Origin of the sequence: Parendozoicomonas sp. Alg238-R29 (assembly GCF_947331445.1) — a bacterium.
GTDB lineage: Bacteria > Pseudomonadota > Gammaproteobacteria > Pseudomonadales > Endozoicomonadaceae > Sansalvadorimonas.
This window is the reverse complement of the sequence record NZ_CAMZOG010000060.1, coordinates 1-19,508: the sequence shown is the minus strand read 5'-3', so window position 1 is coordinate 19,508 and position 19,508 is coordinate 1. Positions and strand designations below refer to the sequence as shown.

Genomic DNA, 19,508 nt, shown 5'->3' with positions numbered 1-19,508 from the left:
TGTTTATATCACCAGATCCCGGGATCACCAAGAGCTGATCCACTTGTTCCGTCAAAGCGTACAGAAACTGGGTACTCAATATCCAAGGGATAAGGGAGAAACCATGGAAATCAGTAAGTTATCGGTTGCCGGCATCGCAGGAGCTGGTGCTGGATGCATGACAGGCATTGTTCTCGCTGGCCTGACTGGGGGATTTGCAGGTCTGGCTACCGGGGCATTACTTGGAAGTACAACGGCCTATCTCTGGCCAGTCACACAGCTGCCAGATATTCCCGGAGAGCACTTTGACCGTCGCAGAATGCATTATGCGGAGGCTGTGGACGATGAAATGATCCAGTCTCACCACCATGAATAACATCGAGTATCTGTGTTTTTACTGATGGGGAAATCAGTAAAAACCATCTATAAAGGGTGGTTAACGTAGAATAGAACAAACCCAGCTTTGCTGTTTCATCCACACGCATGGAGACTACATGCTGCTCACCCTGACAACCCCAGCGCTATTTTTCCCCGCTATATCTTTGCTTTTCCTGTCGTATACCAACAAGTTTCTTGCGCTGGCTACCCTGATTCGCAGTCTTCACAAAGAGTTTCAGACAAACCCTGACCAACTGCACCTGCCGGATCAGATTGTTAACCTGAGGCGCAGGATGATGCTGATTAAATATATGCAGGGGTTAGGGATTGGTAGCTTTATCTTTTGTGTAATGGATATGTTTTTGCTGTATCTGGGGATGGAGTATGCGGCCTTACTGATTTTCGGCGCCTGCTTGTTGCTGTTGCTGGCTTCGCTGCTGTTCTGCGCCATTGAGGTTCATATCTCCACAACCGCACTCGATCTGCAGATGCATGATATGGAATAAATAAACATGCAGGGCGCTGAATAACAGCGCCCTGCAATATGAACCGGTTTAAAATCAGTGAGTAATAATCAGCTTGTAATTACAGGACTGGTCATCATCACCATAAATAGAAGGCAACTCCTGAAACGCATCCAGAGTGGCATTTAAGTCATCTGGTGCCAGTGAAAGATCCTTCACAACATACTGAGGTTCCTGTTCGCTGGCCTGTGTATGTTCTTCGTCTTCATAGAAATACATGGCCCAGCCAATCTGGTACATGCCTTCCTCTTCCTTTTCCATTACCCCAACGTAAACGCGAGCGTGTATGCAAGGCAGTGCGGAAAACTCCTCAGGAAAGTGCACCAACAGTAACTGAGAGCTGTTCATTCTTGGTAAATCCCTTCGCATTGATTGTTATTTAAACAAAAGTACAACGACAGCCATTCCCTCAGTATGGAATAGAAAACACTTCATAAGCAAACTTGCGCACTCTAATCTGTTATTATTTGTGCCAAACAAACCAGAAGAATGTCTCGATGTCTGACCTGTCACCCACTTTGCAGCTGGCCTGTGAACTGATTTCCCGCCCCTCTGTCACTCCTGAAGATGCTGGATGCCAACAACTGCTGATTGATCGCCTCGCTCCCCTTGGCTTTAAAGCGGAATCTATGCAGTACAGTGACCATCACGGCACCGTTGATAATCTGTGGTTGAGAAAAGGCGATAGTGGCCCGTTATTTGTGTTCGCAGGTCATACGGATGTCGTTCCCTCTGGCCCAGAAGAGCAGTGGCAGTTCCCCCCTTTTGAACCACGTATTCACGAAGGTTACCTTTGTGGCCGGGGGGCTGCTGATATGAAAGGCAGTATTGCCTCTATCATCATTGCCATAGAGCATTTTGTGAAAGAGTATCCAGATCACCAAGGCTCTATCGCACTGTTGATTACCAGTGATGAAGAAGGTCCGGCAACCTGCGGCACAGTGAAAGTTATCGAAGCCTTGGAAAACCGCAGTGAAAAAATTGACTGGTGTCTGGTGGGAGAACCTTCCAGCACAGAGAAAGTTGGCGATGTGATCAAGAATGGCCGACGGGGTTCGCTGGGAGCACAACTGTCTATCAAAGGTATTCAGGGGCATGTAGCCTACCCTCATCTGGCAGAAAACCCGGTACACACATCTGCACCAGCTATTGCTGAGCTGGCAACAACCGAGTGGGATAAAGGTAACGAATTCTTTCCACCCACCAGTTTCCAGATATCCAACATTCAGGCCGGGACTGGCGCCACAAATGTAATTCCGGGGGATGTAAGCATTGTCTGCAACTTCCGCTTTTCCACTGAACAAACCGATTCAGGTCTACGAACCCAGTTTGAAGCTCTACTGGATCGCTACAACCTGAAATACGACATTAACTGGAACCTGAGCGGCCAACCTTTCCTTACAGCAAAGGGTGAGCTGGTCAGCGCAACTGTGGCGGCTATCAAATCTGTTTGTGGATACGACACTGAACTGTCTACCGCAGGAGGCACATCGGATGGTCGCTTTATTGCCCCGACAGGAGCTCAGGTTCTGGAACTTGGCCCCTGTAATGACACCATCCATAAAATTAATGAACGGGTAAAAGCTGAAGACCTGAATATCCTTTCGGATATTTACGAGCAAATTCTTCAAAATCTGTTGGTGAATCGATAAACCACTCTGTACCAGACTGTTTGATCGACTAACGACTTGGGAACGCAATTCTCACACAAGCCTCTAAATCAACCTCACACCATGAGCGTTGATTCGGAGGTCATGAAGGTTATGCAACAAGTTCCAGATTCACTACCATCGTCTCCCCCTCCTCAGGCAGGACAAAAACGTTCTTCCACGAACAGTAGTAAAAGCGACAGGCTTTCCTGGGAAGTGCCTGCACCTGTCACACACCCAATCTTGGGAAGGGTGCGTAGTATCAGCGCGGAGCCTTATACGCCGCCTCCCGCAAAAGCGCACAAGCTCTACGCAGAATCTCACATTAATTTCAGCCGGCCCCCAACGGCAGCTCCTTCTACTACTTCTACTACAGTTCCCCCAACAGCGTACTTTGTAGCAGCAGATCACGAAGGAGATTCTGATGATGACACCTTGGATTGTGAACAATGCTTTGATTGTCAAGAGCCTTCAATGCCCCGAGTAACGCAGCTTGAACCCCCTTTTTCGTGGTTTGACCCCAGAGGAAAGGTTAGCTCTATGGCTGGCACAGCAATAGATTTCGCTGAAACTTCGTTCTCAATTCTGTTTGATGGATCAGATGTTTCTAGTGCTGGCCCCGGTCTAATGAACCAGGGTAATAGCTGTTTTATGAATGCAGCTATGCAAATGGTTGCAGACTTCATTAAACACCATGGCATCTCCGAGAGAGCCTACACATGCTCCATTCCCGATGCCCTGCTTCAGGAACTGAAAAACAACTGCCCTCCGAGTAAGTCCCAATTGGAAATAAGCACCCCTTTTTATACTCTCAGGTCTGATATAAGAAGCTTATGTGATGCATTAACAGCTGAAGACTGGAATTTCACCACAGTTAACAATCACATGGAGACATTCATAAAGAGCTATAAAGAGTTTGCCAAAGCTACAGGACGAACCTCTGCCCTGGATGTTATTGGAAACGATCATGGCTGTTTTTCACAACAGGATGCTCAGGAGTTTCTGAACGTTATTAATGACGTGCTAGATCTTAACTCAGAGGACAGCAGTTCGTTAATTGTTCTGAGTAAGTTCAGTCTCCAAAGGGAAGGAACTGTTCTGGCACAGCGCTACGGCAAGGCCTCCAACGACCGCTCTGCCCTTTTATGTATGGAAATACCAGACAAAGAGAACGTCACTCTTCAAGACTGTACCGATCTGTTTCTGGCTAAAGAGCCTATGGATAGTGATTCACGCTGCGAGTGGGAGCCTCAGTATCTGGTCACAGCCAACCTGATCGATACCCCAGACAAAGCCCCCGATAGCACAGAAGAGACCAATAAACTTCTGCAGGGCACTGAAGACCACAAAGAACTGGTACTGGCATTTGCCGGAGAAAAGCCCCCAAGATCAATAGTTGTTATGCCAAAATTGTATGACTACAACCCAGTAGAGAATAGATCCGAAAGGTTGGACGCAGAGGGGAAAAGCCTTCTGGAACATCTTGAGGATGAGGTAGTCATCCCCTGCTACCGTGCCAGCCTGCCTACAGACAAAAAGAGCGTTGAAATCACTGATAATACCCCGGTTCAACAGAAATACCGCACCCGAAGTGTGGTCGTTCATACCCTCTTTGCTGGCGGTCACTATGTCACTGTCAGATCGAATAATGGTAAGTATGTGATTTGTGATGACAGCAGTGTCAACACCCTTGAAGATCTCGGCTGCTCAACACTGAAAGAGTACTTCGAAAGCAAGTCAGCCTGCGGCTATATTTTTGCTCTTCAAGCGGTTGAACAGTCAACTCTCACTCAACAGTTACAGGGTACGCTTAAAAGTACCGTAACATCAGCCGCAAATCAGATGATAATGTTCCCATAAACTTGAGCAAAAACCACGGAGCTGTACACTACGCATCTTTGTAGCCAGCTGTAAAAGACATAATGCCATCCTCCCTTCGCTGTCCGGTATGCCGGCAACAACTGATCTCTACAGATAGCGGTGCATCATGCACCAGCGGGCACAGTTTTGATCGTGCGCGACAGGGATACCTGAATCTTCTGCCTTCCCATAAAAAGCGTAGTGCCAACCCTGGTGACAGTGCCGACATGGTGCAGGCACGCACCCGGTTTCTGGATACCAACCTCTACCAGGCACCAGCCTCAGTCCTGGAACAGGCAGTTAAGAATTCTACTGCAGGTAAAACCAACCCTGTAGTCGTCGACGCTGGTTGTGGTGAAGGTTACTACACTGCACGCTTGGCCAATGTTTTGCCAAATGCGTCGATTGTTGGTTTTGATATTTCCAAGGTGGCTGTACAACGGTGCTGCCATCGTTCCACAAACAGCACAAAAACCCAATGGCTGGTGGCCAGCGTGGCAGATATCCCACTGCTGGATAACAGCACCGACTTGATTGTCAGTGTTTTTTCCCGCGTGGATTGGCAAGAGTTTGCCCGCTTGCTGAAGCCCGGTGGACAAATCCTTATTCTCGGCCCCGGGCCAGACCACCTTCTGGAATTGCGCCAAGCAATTTACGAAGATGTTCGCTCGTACCCAGAAGACAAACTTCTGGAAAAGCTGCCTGAAAGCTTTGAACTGACGAAAAAAGATACAGTTTCAGATGAGCTGTATGTCAAGGGAAAGCAAACCATCATGGACCTTCTGGCGATGACTCCACACTTCTGGCACATTAAACCCGCCCAGCGTGAAAAACTGGAACAATTGGAAAAGCTGAACTGTCAGCTCGACATGCGCCTGTATACCATCACCTATCAATCCAGCGGGCTGTGAGGCTGACTATGGACATTCAGACGGACATTGAAATTTACCTGATGAAACAATCTGTTGAATCCATTCTGCAGTGGCTCGACGATCATTTTGACAGCTGCTCGGAACCAGTCTCCCATGGCCGCAGTCATAGTTTGGAAGTGGTACACGAGAAGCAGGTGATTCCAGTTAATATCGTGGAGAATGCCTCGGGTAAGGCATGGACCAGCGTTTGGTTTGATTCAATCAATACTCCCTGGTCCTGTGACGCAGAATGTGGTCGGGAAGCCCACACCAAACTCAATGCACGCATTCGCTGCAATGCTTCTTTTTGGCAGGAGAATGCCGGAAACATGGATGAGTGGCTGGAAATCAGCAGTGATGGCACAGAAAACCTGGTTGACTGGCCATCCTGATTGACTGGCCATCCTGATTGAATAGTGCCCCTTTGGGTATAACCAAAGCCCTCGATAATGTTGAGCTCAGGTATAAAACATCAACAGCTCCTGACACGGAATCAACATTCTGTGCTGGAGGAGTGATAGAATGCCCCCCAATATAAAGCAATACTGTAAAGCTGAAAGATAAGCATGGACACAACTGTCAGTATCAGTCGATACCTTTTTAACTTATTACGTCGCCTGATGTTTCTCTGGGTGAAAACATCTGTGCAGGGCACTCTTCCTCAGTTGCCGGACAACGAGATAGACGGCAAAAAGTCGATTATCTACGTTCTGCATAACCGCTCCCTTTCCGATCTTCTGGTGCTCGACAGAGAGTGTGTAAAAGCAGGCCTGCCTCGCCCTTATGCGCCTCTGACTGGTCAGGACATTGATGAACCTCATGCTTACTTTTTTCTGACTAAGCCAGAAGGCGTGATTCTCCGCCGGGAGAAGATGTATAACGCTCCACGTCTGATGCGCCTTGCACAGGCTGTCAGTAAAAACGATGGTTCTGATGTGCAGATAGTACCAGTCAGTGTTTTCTGGGGGCGTCAACCAGATAAAGAACAGTCTGCATTCAAGCTGTTATTTGCCTGGAACTACAACGTTGGCAGTCGTTTCAAGAAATTCCTGGCAGTACTGTTCCACGGTCGCCAGACCCTGGTGCACTTCAATGCCCCTATGTCTCTTCGTGAAATAGTGGAAGAAGGTCAGGATGAAGAGCGCACCCTGCGCAAGATCAACCGAATTCTACGCGTTCATTTCCGCCAACTGCATACGACCGTCAATGGTCCTGATTTGTCTCACCGCAGAACTCTGGTTGATGGCCTGGTTGATTCCGATGTGATCCGCCGTTCCATTGAAAAAGAAGTGGAGGAGCATGGGATTTCTCAGGAAAAGGCGTATTTGCGAGCCCGCAAATACGCCAATGAGATTGTTTCCGATTATTCGCACCCGGTCGTGCGTTTTATGGATATATTGCTCACTTGGTTCTGGAATAAAATCTACAGCGGCGTAGAGGTTAACCATATTGAGCCCATTCGTGAACTGGCCAAAAACCATGAGATTGTTTACCTGCCTTGTCACCGCAGCCACATAGACTACCTGTTGTTGTCCTATGTGCTTTATCATCGCGGCCTCCAGGTTCCCCACATTGCAGCGGGCATTAACCTGAACATGCCCATAGTCGGTTCGATTCTCCGTAGCAGCGGTGCTTTCTTTATCCGCCGCAGCTTCAAGGGTAACCAACTGTACTCCTCTGTGTTCCATGAGTATCTGCATACTCTGTTCACTCGTGGTTTCCCAACAGAATTCTTTGTTGAGGGCGGGCGCTCCCGTACTGGTCGCACCCTGAGACCCAAAACCGGCATGCTGGCTATTATGTTGCGCAGCTATCTGCGCAGCCACAGCAAACCTATTGCACTGGTACCGGTTTACGTGGGTTATGAAAAGGTGCTTGAAGCCAGCACCTATATGGGTGAACTCCGTGGTGCCCAGAAGAAGAAAGAATCTCCACTGGATATTTTCCGTACCGTAGCGGCACTCAAAGAAAACTTTGGTAACGCTTTCGTAAACTTTGGTGAACCCATTAAACTGGGTGAGTTTCTGGATCAGGTTCAGCCGGACTGGCAGAAGCAGGAGTATGACGAAGAATACCGCCCAGCATGGCTGCGAGATGCGACCAATACTCTGGGCACAGCCGTTGCCAGTAGCATCAACAATGCTGCAGCGATTAATGCTGTGAACATGGTAGGTACTGCACTGCTCAACACGCCCCGCATGGCTCTGGGTGAAGAAGAACTTGTGCTGCTGCTGAATGCCCTGAACATCCTGATGGCACGGGTGCCTTACAGCGATTACATCACCCGTCCAGATCTGGACGGTCAGGCCATGATCAAGCAGGTAGAAGCGCTGAATATGATCGAGCGCCGCTCCGACAGCCTTGGCGACATTATCTGTCTGGATGAGCGCAACACTGTTCTGATGACTTACTATCGCAATAATATTCTCCACCTTGTTGCGATTCCGTCTCTGATCTGCCGCCTGTTCTCCAATACTTACCAGCTGGAGCGGAGTGAGATTCTGGCAAAATGCCAGAACTTCTACCCATACCTTAAGGCAGAACTGTTCCTCCGCTGGGAAAGTAAACAGCTGACAGAAGTCGTTGATCAGTGGCTGGAAGCACTGGTTGAAGCTGGCTTACTGAACCGTGAGGGAGAAACCTTTATTCGCCCGGATTCCAGCAGCTCTGAATTTATTACCCTGACTATTCTGTCTCGGGCTATTCAACAGCCTCTGGAACGTTACTTTGTAGTGATCAGCCTGCTCTTACGCAATGGCTCAGGCAATGTGAACTCTCAAGAACTTGAGAAACAAAGCCAGGAGATGTCACAGCGCCTGTCTATGCTACACGGATTGAATGCGCCAGAGTTCTTTGACAAAACCCTGTTCCGCTACTTTATTGGTGAACTGAAAGCCGCTGCATTGTTGGAAGAAAATGAGAATGGCCACCTGATCTTTGATGATCGGATCGCCGTTATGGCCGAAGACTCCCGCCGCTTACTACCCAGCGAAATTCGCCACAGTATCCGTCAGGTAACCTGGAGCAGCGGCCCGGAAGCTGATGAACCTGAAGTGACGATCCAGAAGGTAGAAGTCGAGAAGGCAGAAATCGAGAAGGAAAAAGAAACAGAAGCCCCCTGATTGTTCTAAACCTTGAGTTCGAACACAAAGCCCGGTTTATACCCGGGCTTTGTATTTCCATGTATCACGCGATGATCTGAGACAGCTCATTAAACAAACAGGATGGCAGAATCTGCTATCAAATCCCCCGGACAGAACTACATCTAATTTATGATTTCGTTTGCCAGCGACAATTACGCCACCGCTCTTCCCGCCGTCCTTTCAGCTCTGTCAGAGGCTAATGTTGGGCATGTTCCTGCCTACGGCAATGACCCAATTACCAAGAGTGCCGTTTCACTGGTACAGGAAGCCTTGAACACAACAGCACCGGTTTACTTTGTCGGTACCGGAACAGCGGCCAACACTCTGGCTCTTAAAGTGATGCTAAAAGATTTTCAGAGCGTTATCGCTCCGGATACAGCACATATCGTCACCCATGAAACCGGAGCCCCTGCACACATCTGTGGTACAAAACTTCTGACCGCCCCTTGTGAGAACGGCAAAATAGCACCAGAAACAATGAGAGAGCTTTATAACAAAGAAGCTTTCTGGGGGATTCATTCCACAGAACCCAAAGTACTCAGCATCAGTCAGCCCACAGAATTCGGCACTGTTTACACTCTGGATGAGTTGGCCGCTATTCGCAGCATCTGTAATGAGCTGGGTCTTCTGATTCATATGGACGGCTGCCGCCTGTATAACGCTGCTGCAACCTTGAACTGCTCTCTGGCAGAACTGGCTCAGTATGCAGACATTCTTTGTCTGGGGGGCTCGAAAGCCGGGTTGATGTTTGGTGAAGCTATGGTGTTTATCAATCACCAGTTAGGAGAACATTTTGGCCGCCAGCAGAAACTGGGCCTTCAACTGGCTTCAAAAATGCGTTTTGTGTCCGCACAGTTTCAAGCTTTGTTTACCGATGATCTGGGAATGGTTGCTGCCGCCCATGCCAACCGGATGACCCAAAGACTCTGGCAAGGGCTGGAAAACAGGGACCAGGTAGAGGCAGCCTTCCCAGTGGAGAGCAACCAGATGTTTGTGACTCTGCCACAACACATTATTGCGCCACTGCAGAAAGCTTATCCTTTCTACGTGTGTGATGAACAGAAAAATCTGGTTCGCCTGATTACCTCCCATGACACTACGGAACAAGATGTAGATGGATTCCTGATCCTTGTGGATCAGTTACTTGATTAAGTGACATACAAACCAAGGTAACAGTTTCCTACAACGCACGCCCCTGCTTCCCTATAATGCGTCATTGTAAACAGTGACGCTTTTCTGATGCTGTTACTCAATGCGATCCATATAAATCCAAGTCAAAGCCGCTATCGCCATGTATAACCTCAACTATGTAGAGCCTGTATTTCGTCCACCCAGTGAATGGAAGTCGCTGATCCTTCAAGTCACCAATGGCTGCTCTTGGAACAAATGTACTTTCTGCGATATGTATACCCAATCGCAAAAAAAGTTCCGCCCAAAATCCCAGATTGACCTTGAGCAGGAACTTCAAACTGTCGCTCAAAGCACCATGCCGGTAAAACGCGTTTTTCTCGCCGATGGCGATGCCATGACCCTGTCATTTCGTCGGTTAAAAGCCATTTTGGAAGCCATTCACAAATACCTGCCAGGTGTTCAGCGCGTTTCTTCTTATTGTTTGCCCAGAAATCTTAATAACAAAACCGTTGAAGAGCTGCGTGAACTGCAAGAGTTAGGGCTTAGACTGATGTATGTGGGCTGTGAATCTGGCGACGACAAAGTACTTGAGTTGGTAGAAAAGGGAGAAACTTACCAGAGTTCACTGGCAGCACTGAACAAAATCCGCGCTGCCGGAATGAAAAGCTCGGTGATGATTCTTAACGGTCTTGGCGGCAGCAAATACCTTGAGCAGCACGCCATAAACTCCGCCAAACTTATGAATGATGGCCAACCAGATTATCTTTCCACGCTGGTTGTCTCGTTCCCATTGGGAGATCAACGTTTTCAGGAAAACTTCAAAGGCGACTTCCAGCCCCTCCAACAAACAGAGTTGTTTCGGGAGATGAAAATCATGCTGGAAACGTTAGAATTGGAGAAAACGATTTTCCGCAGCGACCATGCCTCAAACTATCTGGTTCTGAAAGGCACTCTTGGCAAAGATAAACAGAAACTTCTCAACACGGTTAAAGCGGCCATCAACAAACCCGGAACTATTCCCTTACGCAACGAATGGGAAAGAGGGCTTTAGTCTTTCATCAAGAACAAAAGTCACTGGCTATTTTCTCAAGCAGCCAGGTTTCCCTTTCGATCGATAATCCTTTCTTATCGCTGTTAGCCATAACCTCCCGGTTGTGGCTGATAGCGTCATGAATACTGATCCAAACAGGCACCATGCCATTGGCCTGTTCATAGTCCTCGTGACTGGTTTCCCCCAGCTCTTCATCAGCACTGCAGAGATAACAGTGGGATACCATATGAAGCACATCATGCTCAGGCTTGTACCAGGGACGATACTCCTCATAAGTGCCATAAGGATCCAGAACCTGAATATTACGGGCACCGGTTTCTTCTTCAATTTCTCGAATCAGACCCTCAATAATATGTTCACCATCATCAACACCACCTCCGGGTAGGCTGTAGTCGTGATAGCGTTCGGTATACATCAGCAGAATGTTTGAACCGTTAAGAATAATCCCACGGGCAGCAATGCGATGAAGGCGGGATGGGTTCGTGCTATTCACATCAGGATGATAAGTTGTGCGAAGAAGATTCATTAGCAGGACAATTCAGAAAAGTGCGCAATCATACAGTTTCAATATAGCCACTCCAATATGGGAATATTTTGTTTATAAGAAAACATTCCCAATAAACAAGTTTCTTAGCTACTACTCCTGAAAATTTGCAATCTACAGAATGCGAATACAATTCTCAGAAAAATGAAATGTGAGAGGAAACAGCAATGACCAAGAGAGTCTAAATCTAACTGTGTTTCTGCCTTATTCCATGTAATCGGCCAAGCAGGATCATAAGTCTGTTGAAGACCGCTTTCCAGTGCCTGATTGGCATTGTCCATTTTTACAGCTTCAGATCACCCAAACCTTCACAGGTTCAGGACAAAAACAAAGAAAGGCCGTCGTTCAAAAACGCTTCAAAGGGTAAATATCAAACCTGCCGGATTTACCTTCGAGGCGATATCCCGGTTCTTGGTTATCAAGGTCTGGCGCTTTCTTGGGCCGTTTCACCACCACACGGTGTTGTGCCAATTTCAATGCCGGGTTTAAAAGATCATCAGCATCCATATCCGGCCCCAGCAGACTCTGAAACAGCACCATCTCTTTTTTGACTGCTGCCGATTTGTCTCGATGGGGAAACATCGGATCAAGATAAACGACATCAAACTGTTTTTTCTGGGCGATAAAGGCGCTCATCATTTCTGGCGCATGACCAGAAACCAGAGACATACGGCCAACAATTGCACCGACTTCTGCATCATCGAGACCACGGGCCAAACCATCGGCCAAAAGCGCTCGCACAACCGGTGAACGCTCAATCATAGTGACATGACAACCCATAGTTGCCAGAACATAAGCATCACGCCCAAGACCCGCCGTAGCATCCAGAACATACAACTGTCGGCTAGCGTCAGCAACACCAACAGCCTTAACAATGGATTGGCTCTTCCCACCACGATACTTACGACGATGGCCAACAGCACCTCCCACAAAATCAACAATAACCGGGCCAGGAGCGCCTTTTCCGGTTTGCTGCAGTGCCAGCCCCTTTGGACTGTACCAAAGCACCAGCTGTTGATGACGAATGGCTTTGGGAGATTCTGCCTCAACCACGCCAAGGCCAGTTAACTCTTTTAATGCGACCAACTGGTCAGTATCACACTCTGGTGTTGCCAGAATGGAAATATCAAATATTGCTTCGCTCACAACCAGTGCTACCTAGAAAAGTACGATGCCAAGAAGCACAAAGCCCAGAATCAAGCGGTAGATCACAAAAGGCATCATGCCAATGCGATTGATAAAGGCTAGAAAGTAGTGAACACAAAGATAGGCACTGACACCTGATGCAACAAACCCCATAGTCAACTCTCCCCAATGAATCGATTCACCAGACTTGAGTAGTTTCAGAATCATCAGTGCGCCAGCGGCCACGATAATGGGGATAGACATCAGGAACGAAAAGCGAGCGGCTGCGTCACGGGTTAAACCCATCATTAAACCTGCAGTCATGGTAATACCAGAACGGGAGGTACCGGGAATAATCGCCAGCGCTTGAGCAAAGCCCATAATCATAGCCTGCTTAAGGGTCAGCTTTTCCAATGGTTGAACCAGATTTTTTCTTCGATCTGCCACTCCCAGCAGCGTACCAAAAATCAAAGTGGTTGCGGCAATAACAGCAGTAGAACGCATAGTTTCATCGGCACCGGTCACACTGACCAACCCACCAAAAACAACAGCTGGAATAGTGGCCCAGATCAAAAACCAACCCTGGCGGCTATGAACAGTTTTTGGCCCCTTACCTACAGTATTCAGACACCAATCCTGAATAATCGCCCGCAGATCATTCCGAAAATAGATCAACACTGCCGTAAGCGTGCCAAGGTGCAGAGCCACATCAAAAGTCAGCCCTTGGTCAGGCCACCCCAGAATCTGGGAAGGCAAAACCAGATGTGCGGAACTGGAAATAGGCAGAAATTCTGTAATTCCCTGAATAATCGCCAGAATAAAGAGTTGTAGTGAATCCATTAACGTTCGCTCTTTTTCAGTGCCACATTGTCACGCAAATAAACCGGCAAAGCCTGTTCTGCAGAAACCGCTTCCCCAGCTGCTAGAATCGGAGCCGCCAGAACGGCAATATCCGCGGCATGTGGGTAGGCTTCCTGAATATCCTGTTTTACAGGAATGGCCAACCGGTCGCGGTAAATCCAACCTGAGCCAATACCTGTCGCTTCGCCTTGCCAACCTTTCGGTAATTTATTAACAGCCAGTTCCGGGGCACACACACATTCATCCAGTACAGGTTCTACCAGACCATTCTTCACCAAAAAAGCGCCCAGATACACTTCATCCATACGGGCATCAATCGCGGTAAGAACCTTATCTACCTGATATTCCCGATAAGCCTGCTGGGCTAACGCTGCTAAAGTGGACACCGGAACAACCGGGCGACCAAGAGCCCAGGCCAGCCCCTGTGCAACACCAGTTGCAATACGCACACCAGTAAAAGCACCCGGCCCCCGGCCAAAAGCAATGGCATCAATCTGACTGCGGCACTTGCCGCATTTGGTTAACAGTTCATCAATCATCGGCAACAGACGCTGACTGTGCTGACGGGGAATCACTTCATAGATTTCCTGCACTTCGCCATTATCGTTAATGGCTACAGAGCAGGCTTCAGTGGCAGTATCAAGGGCAAGTATCAGAGCCATGGCATTCACAAAATTATAGGGCGTTAGCAACTAATAAAACGCAAAAACCGCCCAAGGCTAACCCCTGGGCGGTTTTTGCAAAAGGCTAAATTGTGCTTACTCGCTCAGAGCGGCCAGCACGGCCTTGGTAATATCTTCTACAGAGCCAACACCGGCCACTGCGTGATACTTCACCTTGCCTTCTTTCTCAGCCAGATCGGTGTAAAAACCAACCAATGGTTTGGTCTGTTTGTGGTAAACAGAGAGACGCTCACGAACAGTTTCTTCTTTGTCGTCGTCACGCTGAACCAGAGGCTCGCCGGTCTCGTCGTCGATACCTTCAACCTTGGGTGGGTTGTAGATCACGTGGTAAGTGCGACCGCTGGCCAGATGGGCACGACGGCCGCTCATGCGCTTGATGATCTCTCCATCTTCAACCGCAATTTCCAGAACATGATCAATATCCACACCGGCTTCAACCAGTGCTTCAGCCTGGGGAATAGTGCGTGGGAAACCATCAAACAGGAAACCTTTGGCACAGTCGTCCTGGGCAATACGCTCTTTCACAAGATCGATAATAATGTCATCAGATACCAGCTGGCCAGCATCCATAACAGCTTTCACTTTCAAACCCAGCGGGGTTTCATTTTTGATAGCTGCGCGCAGCATGTCTCCAGTAGAAATTTGGGGGATGCCGTACTGCTCAGTAATAAACTTTGCCTGAGTTCCCTTGCCTGCGCCCGGAGCGCCCAGCAGAATGACACGCATGTATTATGCTCCTGGAATAATAATCCTTGCCGCCTGAACAGAGAAACGTTCTGATAGGGGCGAAACGCGCAACAATACACACCCCGCCCCGTCAACTCAAGTCAGTGGCCTGATCTAACCGGTATTCCGCATACCAGCCGCAATACCAGTAATAGTAATCATCAAGGCCTGATCCCTGTCCTTGCCAGCTGCTTCAGGAACCGATCGTACCCTGTGCAGCAGCTCAGCCTGCAGATAGTGCAATGGATCAGAATAAGGGTTGCGCAACTCGATAGCCTGCCGAACCCAGGGTTGATCTCCCAAAAGAGCTCCACCTTTCAGTTCAACCATAACTTCTATTGCTTCACTCAATAGCCTTCGGAGCTTCTCACCCAAATGTTTCAATTCATCGGGCACCAGTCGCTCATCATAGTACCGAGCAATATCGGCATCAGTTTTCAGGTAAACCATTTCCAGTAAGGCCAGACGTGCACGGAAGAAGGGCCAGTTTGCCACCATCTCCTGCAACATGGGCTCCTGTCCACGATCAACCGCTTGATTTAATGCCACACCACTTCCCAACCAGGCAGGAAGCATTAAACGGTTCTGACTCCAGGCGAATATCCAGGGAATCGCCCGCAAACTTTCCACACCACCATTGGGTTTACGTTTTGTTGGGCGACTTCCAAGAGGTAGAAGACCCAACTCCAGCTCTGGTGTCGCAGAACGGAAATAAGGCACAAATTCTGGTTCTTCCCGCACCATACCCCGGTAAACCTTGAGGGAGTCGGCAGACAGTTGATCCATCACCTCACGCCACTCGGCTTTAGGGGCAGGAGGAGGGAGCAGAGTGGCTTCAAGAGTTGCGCTCATATAGAGAGAAAGGCTTTCCACTGCCACTCGTGGAAAACCAAATTTGAAGCGGATCATTTCCCCTTGTTCAGTCACTCGCAAATGACCATTAACAGACCCAGGGGGCTGGGAAAGAATAGCCTGATGGGCAGGGCCACCACCACGGCCAACAGTGCCGCCACGACCATGGAACAAAGTCAGGCTCACACCTTTCTGTTTACACAGCTCTGTTAATCCTTCCATGGCACGGTACTGTGCCCACGCTGCCGACATTTGCCCGGCATCTTTGGCAGAGTCAGAATAACCGACCATCACCATCTGCCGATCAGCAGAATAGTTGCGATACCAGGGAACACTCAGCAGCTGTTCAATACTGTCACTGGCCTGATCAAGGTCAGCCAGAGTTTCAAACAGTGGTGCCACTGGCATATCAAAGGGGCAGCCACTTTCCCGCAGAAGAAGGATGACCGCCAGCACATCAGACGGTGTACTCGCCATGGAAATAATATAAGGCCCCAAACGTTCCGGTTCCTGTGCAGCTACCACCCGACAGGTATCCAGCACTTCCTGAGATTCGTCAGAAGGTTGCCAGCGAGGAGAAATTAACGGACGAGGGTTATCCAGCTCTTTCAGCAGAAAGGCTTGCCGCTGCTTTTCAGTCGCTCGGCCATAATCCGGAAGATCAAGATACTGGGTCAGCTCTGAAAGTACCTGAGTATGACGATCGGCTTCCTGGCGAATATCCAGCCGGACTAATCCCAGGCCAAAACAGCGAGCACGCCAGAGAAGATCTCGGAGAGCACCGTTGGCAATCAACTCCATACCACAGGAGCACAGGGATTCGTAACAAATCTGCAGGGGAATAATCAGTTCGTCATCACGATGCAAAACATCAGAGTCATCACTCTGCTCACCTTTTAACTGACCGTCACACCAGGCTCTGGTTTTCTTCAGCCGGTTACGCAAGTCACGCAAAACATAACGATAAGGCTCGCTTGCACCTTCCGTCAGAGTCTCCAGCTCTTTGCTGCATTCCGGCATGGAGAGCTCAGGGGCAAGCTCCTTCAGTTCCCGGATAAACAGATCAGCGGCCATCCATCGACCATTGAGTAAAACCCGCTCCGTGACTTTGGCAGTGACATTTGGGTTACCATCCCGATCGCCTCCCATCCAGGAAGAAAAACGCACCGGCATAGCGTTGATGGGAAGACCTTTACCAGTTTTATCCAACAGGCGCTGATCTAACTGACGAAGGAAACGGGGCACTGCCTTCCATAGCGAATGTTCAACAGTCGCAAACCCCCAGCGGGATTCATCCTCAGGTGTTGGCCGACGATCACGAATCTCCCTCGTATGCCAGATCTGGCTGACTAACTGCTGTAACCGGTTCTCCGTTTCAATGCGTTCTCTGGGCAGCAGATCATCTCTATCAAGTCGTGCCAGGCACCGGGTAATACCATTAAATTTCTGAATAACCGTACGACGGGTTACTTCTGTGGGGTGCGCCGTGAGCACCAACTCAACTTCCATGTTTTCTACATGCTGATGAATCGCTTCAGCATCAACCCCTTGCTCCAGTAGTCGGGTGAATAATTCATCCAGGCTATCAAGGGTATTACCAAATTTTTCCCGGTGGCGAGAGACGGTGTGATACTGCTCGGCGATATTAGCGAGATTGAGAAACTGGGTAAAAGCTCGGGTAACGGGAAGAAGTTCGTGATCAGAAAGACTGTGCAAAAAGTCGAGAAGCTCTTGCTGAGCCTCCTGATCACCCGCCCTTGCGGTTTTAGAAAGATGGCGAATCTGTTCTATTTTCTCAAGGAAGTCATCGCCCAACTGCCCCTTGATCGAATTCCCCAGCAGTTTGCCCATCAGGTGCACATTCTGCCGAAGTACCGCGTGCTCATCCCCAGACTGACCAGTTATATCCTGCACCATAACCAAAGCCCCCCTTTAAACAGCAATCCAAAGAAAATATCTTATGTTGATTAAAAAAACATCTTTGATATGTAAACTCCACTACGGAATATGCGTACTACCAGCATCTTGTGCCAAAACATACAGTTTAGGTTCTATCTTCGTTATGTTATTTCAGGGCATCTCAAGGTGTTATAACAATGGCTCATACCCACTCAGCACATCTTCTGGACTTCGCTGCCACTTGTCGGGTTTCTATCGAAAAGTACGATCAGGACACCGCCTGTAAAAGAATTGTTAAGTATCTCGGGCAACAATTGTTCAACCCACAGTTCCTCAAAGCCTGTTTTGGAGCGGCAGACTGGGAAGGGAGAAAGATAATCTATGCAGATGACCAATTCGGCTTCTGCATCTGCGCCCATATCACCCATATCACCCATATCAACAGCGTCCAAAAAGAAACCCCACCCCACAACCACGGCCCAAGCTGGGCAATTTATGGTCAGGCTGCCGGCCATACAGAAATGACTGATTGGGAGTTAACAGCGCCTGTGAATAAAGAACCCCTGGGAAAGGTGCAGAAGCTGAGAACATATCCGCTGAATCCCGGCGATGTGCACTACTATCCAGCTGGTGCTATTCACTCTCTCCTTCGCGCCCAACCCGGCCGCCTTATTCGCATTGAAGGGCAGAATTTCGATCATTTGGAACGCAGCACTTTTGAACCGGAAAACCCCTAGTCCAGTATTCTGGGCGGTATTCTATAATTCGCTCATTAAATACTCAGGATAAAAGCTATGAGCATCTCAGACCAAAACGAAGATGTAACCTGCACGGCCTGTAATGTGATAGATATTGGAACTGTTATCCAGGAATCCGACTGCGTATCCCAAATCACCCTGTCGGGAGATCACAAGGATGAGATGCTGAATCGCCTAACTGAACTGGCCAGAAGCGTTGAAAACGATGACGCCTGCGATATCACTGTTCAGGAAAGTGATAACAACACGTCTCAGATTGACTTTGTATTTAGCTGTGCGGCCGAGAAATTAATATTTGAAATGCGTGCACGCCCACTGATGGCGTAACTGTCAAAGGCGCCGATGAATTGAATGAAAACCACATAGCAGCATTAACGATGAGTTTCTGCTGCTATGTAAATATCCGCTATCAATCTCCTGTTGATTCCAGACTTTTCTTTGCCGGGGTTTTATTCTCAACGCTCTCAGTATCCGGCCGCCTACCTGATGCCTTTCTCTTGCGAGCCATACGGCCACCAAGCCGACCTTGATCATCCTGTGGCTCCCTCAGAGATGAATCCGCCTCAAAATTGGTTTTCTTTGAATATTTCGCCAACGCTTTCTCAGCCGTTACTGACCGGCCAGAACCCGCCCTTGATGTTTTACTCTGATTTCTCCTTACCATTTCAGTCATAACATTCTTTTGGTATTTTTTTATCTCGTCATGGCGCCCTTTGAAATTTTCAGACAACAGCAGTTCAGTACAAGCTTTCGCAAAACCATTAAGCTTTGTCTCTAAAACCAACAAAAGTGGGGTCTTACATTCTTTAGCACATAGCTGCTTTAATTCTTCCAAACTTTTTTCGTTTTTGGACTTTGAGGTATTAGTAGCTTTAAGACTAGCCTCATCGATATTTTTGGAAGGTGGATCAGAAGCCAAAACAGTAAAAATTGGAGCCGACGTTACACTCCCAGCATCTCTCTCACAAAGTGTGACTTCCTTTAAGGTTTTTTCCGTTGAAGAGTAGGGGTCGATAATCTGATAGTACATATCAAACTCTTCAGTGTCCTCACCCCCTTCAGCCGAAGTTTTAACTACACGTCCGTTCCTGCTGTTCCCAGCCACAGAAGTCCGGCTGCCCGAACCATGTTCGGCATTCCCAGTGCTACCAAAAGCATACTGCATACACTCACGGCTTTTATTTACAAACCACATAAGGCATTCCCCCTTATTTTGAATCACAAAACATAGAGAGTGTGTGGTTTTGAAAATTCAACCAAAACCATAGATAGTTAGCACGACTAACAGCTCAGTGAATAGAGATAACCTGTATGGCCGTATCCACATTCACAGATACAACCATTTCCTCACCATCCCTATCAATTCTCTGCTGAAGCTTTCTTGCAACCGGCTCTGTTCACAATAAATGTGGGTTGAGCCAATGGGATGCTTCC

Annotated in this window: 19 protein-coding genes; 11 read left to right on the top strand and 8 right to left on the bottom strand. The window is 48.4% G+C overall.

Annotated elements, in window-relative coordinates:
• The first annotated feature begins 103 nt into the window (after positions 1–103).
• Complete coding sequence (locus QMA35_RS14670) at positions 104–355, top strand: hypothetical protein (protein ID WP_281647905.1); 252 nt, start codon at positions 104–106, stop codon at positions 353–355.
• A gap of 118 nt (positions 356–473) precedes the next feature.
• Positions 474–863 carry a DUF2721 domain-containing protein gene (locus QMA35_RS14665; protein ID WP_281647904.1) on the top strand — a complete coding sequence of 130 codons (390 nt, stop codon included), beginning with the start codon at positions 474–476 and terminating at the stop codon, positions 861–863.
• A gap of 54 nt (positions 864–917) precedes the next feature.
• On the opposite strand, the gene QMA35_RS14660 is transcribed toward QMA35_RS14665, so the two are convergent.
• On the bottom strand, positions 918–1,229 hold the full coding sequence (locus QMA35_RS14660; RefSeq protein ID WP_281647903.1) for a hypothetical protein: 312 nt from the start codon (positions 1,227–1,229) through the stop codon (positions 918–920).
• A 149-nt stretch (positions 1,230–1,378) separates the two neighbouring features.
• On the opposite strand from QMA35_RS14660, the gene dapE reads away from it, so the two are divergent.
• The 7 genes from dapE to QMA35_RS14625 all read left to right on the top strand — a co-directional run bounded on the left by dapE (position 1,379) and on the right by QMA35_RS14625 (position 10,626).
• Positions 1,379–2,533 (top strand): succinyl-diaminopimelate desuccinylase, encoded by a 1,155-nt coding sequence (dapE, locus tag QMA35_RS14655; protein WP_281647902.1) that lies wholly within the window; start codon positions 1,379–1,381, stop codon positions 2,531–2,533.
• Between the two features lie 537 nt (positions 2,534–3,070).
• Positions 3,071–4,390 (top strand): hypothetical protein, encoded by a 1,320-nt coding sequence (locus tag QMA35_RS14650; protein WP_281647901.1) that lies wholly within the window; start codon positions 3,071–3,073, stop codon positions 4,388–4,390.
• A 62-nt stretch (positions 4,391–4,452) separates the two neighbouring features.
• Complete coding sequence (locus QMA35_RS14645) at positions 4,453–5,301, top strand: putative RNA methyltransferase (protein WP_281647900.1); 849 nt, start codon at positions 4,453–4,455, stop codon at positions 5,299–5,301.
• Positions 5,302–5,309: 8 nt separating this feature from the next.
• Positions 5,310–5,693 (top strand): hypothetical protein, encoded by a 384-nt coding sequence (locus QMA35_RS14640; RefSeq protein ID WP_281647899.1) that lies wholly within the window; start codon positions 5,310–5,312, stop codon positions 5,691–5,693.
• A 174-nt stretch (positions 5,694–5,867) separates the two neighbouring features.
• Positions 5,868–8,423, top strand: a complete 2,556-nt coding sequence (gene plsB / locus QMA35_RS14635) for a glycerol-3-phosphate 1-O-acyltransferase PlsB (protein WP_281647898.1) — start codon at positions 5,868–5,870, stop codon at positions 8,421–8,423.
• Between the two features lie 150 nt (positions 8,424–8,573).
• On the top strand, positions 8,574–9,596 hold the full coding sequence (locus QMA35_RS14630) for a beta-eliminating lyase-related protein (protein ID WP_281647897.1): 1,023 nt from the start codon (positions 8,574–8,576) through the stop codon (positions 9,594–9,596).
• Between the two features lie 139 nt (positions 9,597–9,735).
• Complete coding sequence (locus QMA35_RS14625) at positions 9,736–10,626, top strand: radical SAM protein (protein ID WP_281647896.1); 891 nt, start codon at positions 9,736–9,738, stop codon at positions 10,624–10,626.
• A gap of 7 nt (positions 10,627–10,633) precedes the next feature.
• Here QMA35_RS14625 and QMA35_RS14620 read toward each other — a convergent pair whose 3' ends face one another.
• The 6 genes from QMA35_RS14620 to ppc form a co-directional block, all read right to left on the bottom strand.
• On the bottom strand, positions 10,634–11,152 hold the full coding sequence (locus QMA35_RS14620) for an NUDIX hydrolase (RefSeq protein ID WP_281647895.1): 519 nt from the start codon (positions 11,150–11,152) through the stop codon (positions 10,634–10,636).
• Between the two features lie 363 nt (positions 11,153–11,515).
• Positions 11,516–12,316 (bottom strand): class I SAM-dependent methyltransferase, encoded by an 801-nt coding sequence (locus QMA35_RS14615; protein WP_281647894.1) that lies wholly within the window; start codon positions 12,314–12,316, stop codon positions 11,516–11,518.
• 12 nt (positions 12,317–12,328) lie between these two features.
• A complete protein-coding gene (locus QMA35_RS14610; RefSeq protein ID WP_281647893.1) occupies positions 12,329–13,135 on the bottom strand; it encodes an undecaprenyl-diphosphate phosphatase in 807 nt (268 codons plus the stop codon).
• Positions 13,135–13,818, bottom strand: coding sequence for a tRNA (adenosine(37)-N6)-threonylcarbamoyltransferase complex dimerization subunit type 1 TsaB (gene tsaB, locus QMA35_RS14605; protein ID WP_281647892.1), 684 nt, complete (start codon positions 13,816–13,818; stop codon positions 13,135–13,137). Before tsaB ends, QMA35_RS14610 begins: the two co-directional genes overlap by 1 nt.
• Before the next feature lie 96 nt (positions 13,819–13,914).
• The gene (gene adk / locus QMA35_RS14600) at positions 13,915–14,565 is read right to left on the bottom strand and encodes an adenylate kinase (protein WP_281647891.1); all 651 of its coding nucleotides are present in this window, start codon (positions 14,563–14,565) and stop codon (positions 13,915–13,917) included.
• Positions 14,566–14,679: 114 nt separating this feature from the next.
• Positions 14,680–17,334: a phosphoenolpyruvate carboxylase gene (gene ppc, locus QMA35_RS14595; RefSeq protein WP_281647890.1), complete on the bottom strand. Its 2,655-nt coding sequence runs from the start codon at positions 17,332–17,334 to the stop codon at positions 14,680–14,682.
• A gap of 179 nt (positions 17,335–17,513) precedes the next feature.
• On the opposite strand from ppc, the gene QMA35_RS14590 reads away from it, so the two are divergent.
• The gene (locus QMA35_RS14590; RefSeq protein ID WP_281647889.1) at positions 17,514–18,053 is read left to right on the top strand and encodes a hypothetical protein; all 540 of its coding nucleotides are present in this window, start codon (positions 17,514–17,516) and stop codon (positions 18,051–18,053) included.
• Between the two features lie 57 nt (positions 18,054–18,110).
• Positions 18,111–18,401, top strand: a complete 291-nt coding sequence (locus QMA35_RS14585) for a DUF406 family protein (protein ID WP_281647888.1) — start codon at positions 18,111–18,113, stop codon at positions 18,399–18,401.
• 82 nt (positions 18,402–18,483) lie between these two features.
• Here QMA35_RS14585 and QMA35_RS14580 read toward each other — a convergent pair whose 3' ends face one another.
• Positions 18,484–19,269 (bottom strand): hypothetical protein, encoded by a 786-nt coding sequence (locus tag QMA35_RS14580; protein WP_281647887.1) that lies wholly within the window; start codon positions 19,267–19,269, stop codon positions 18,484–18,486.
• Positions 19,270–19,508 lie beyond the last annotated feature (239 nt).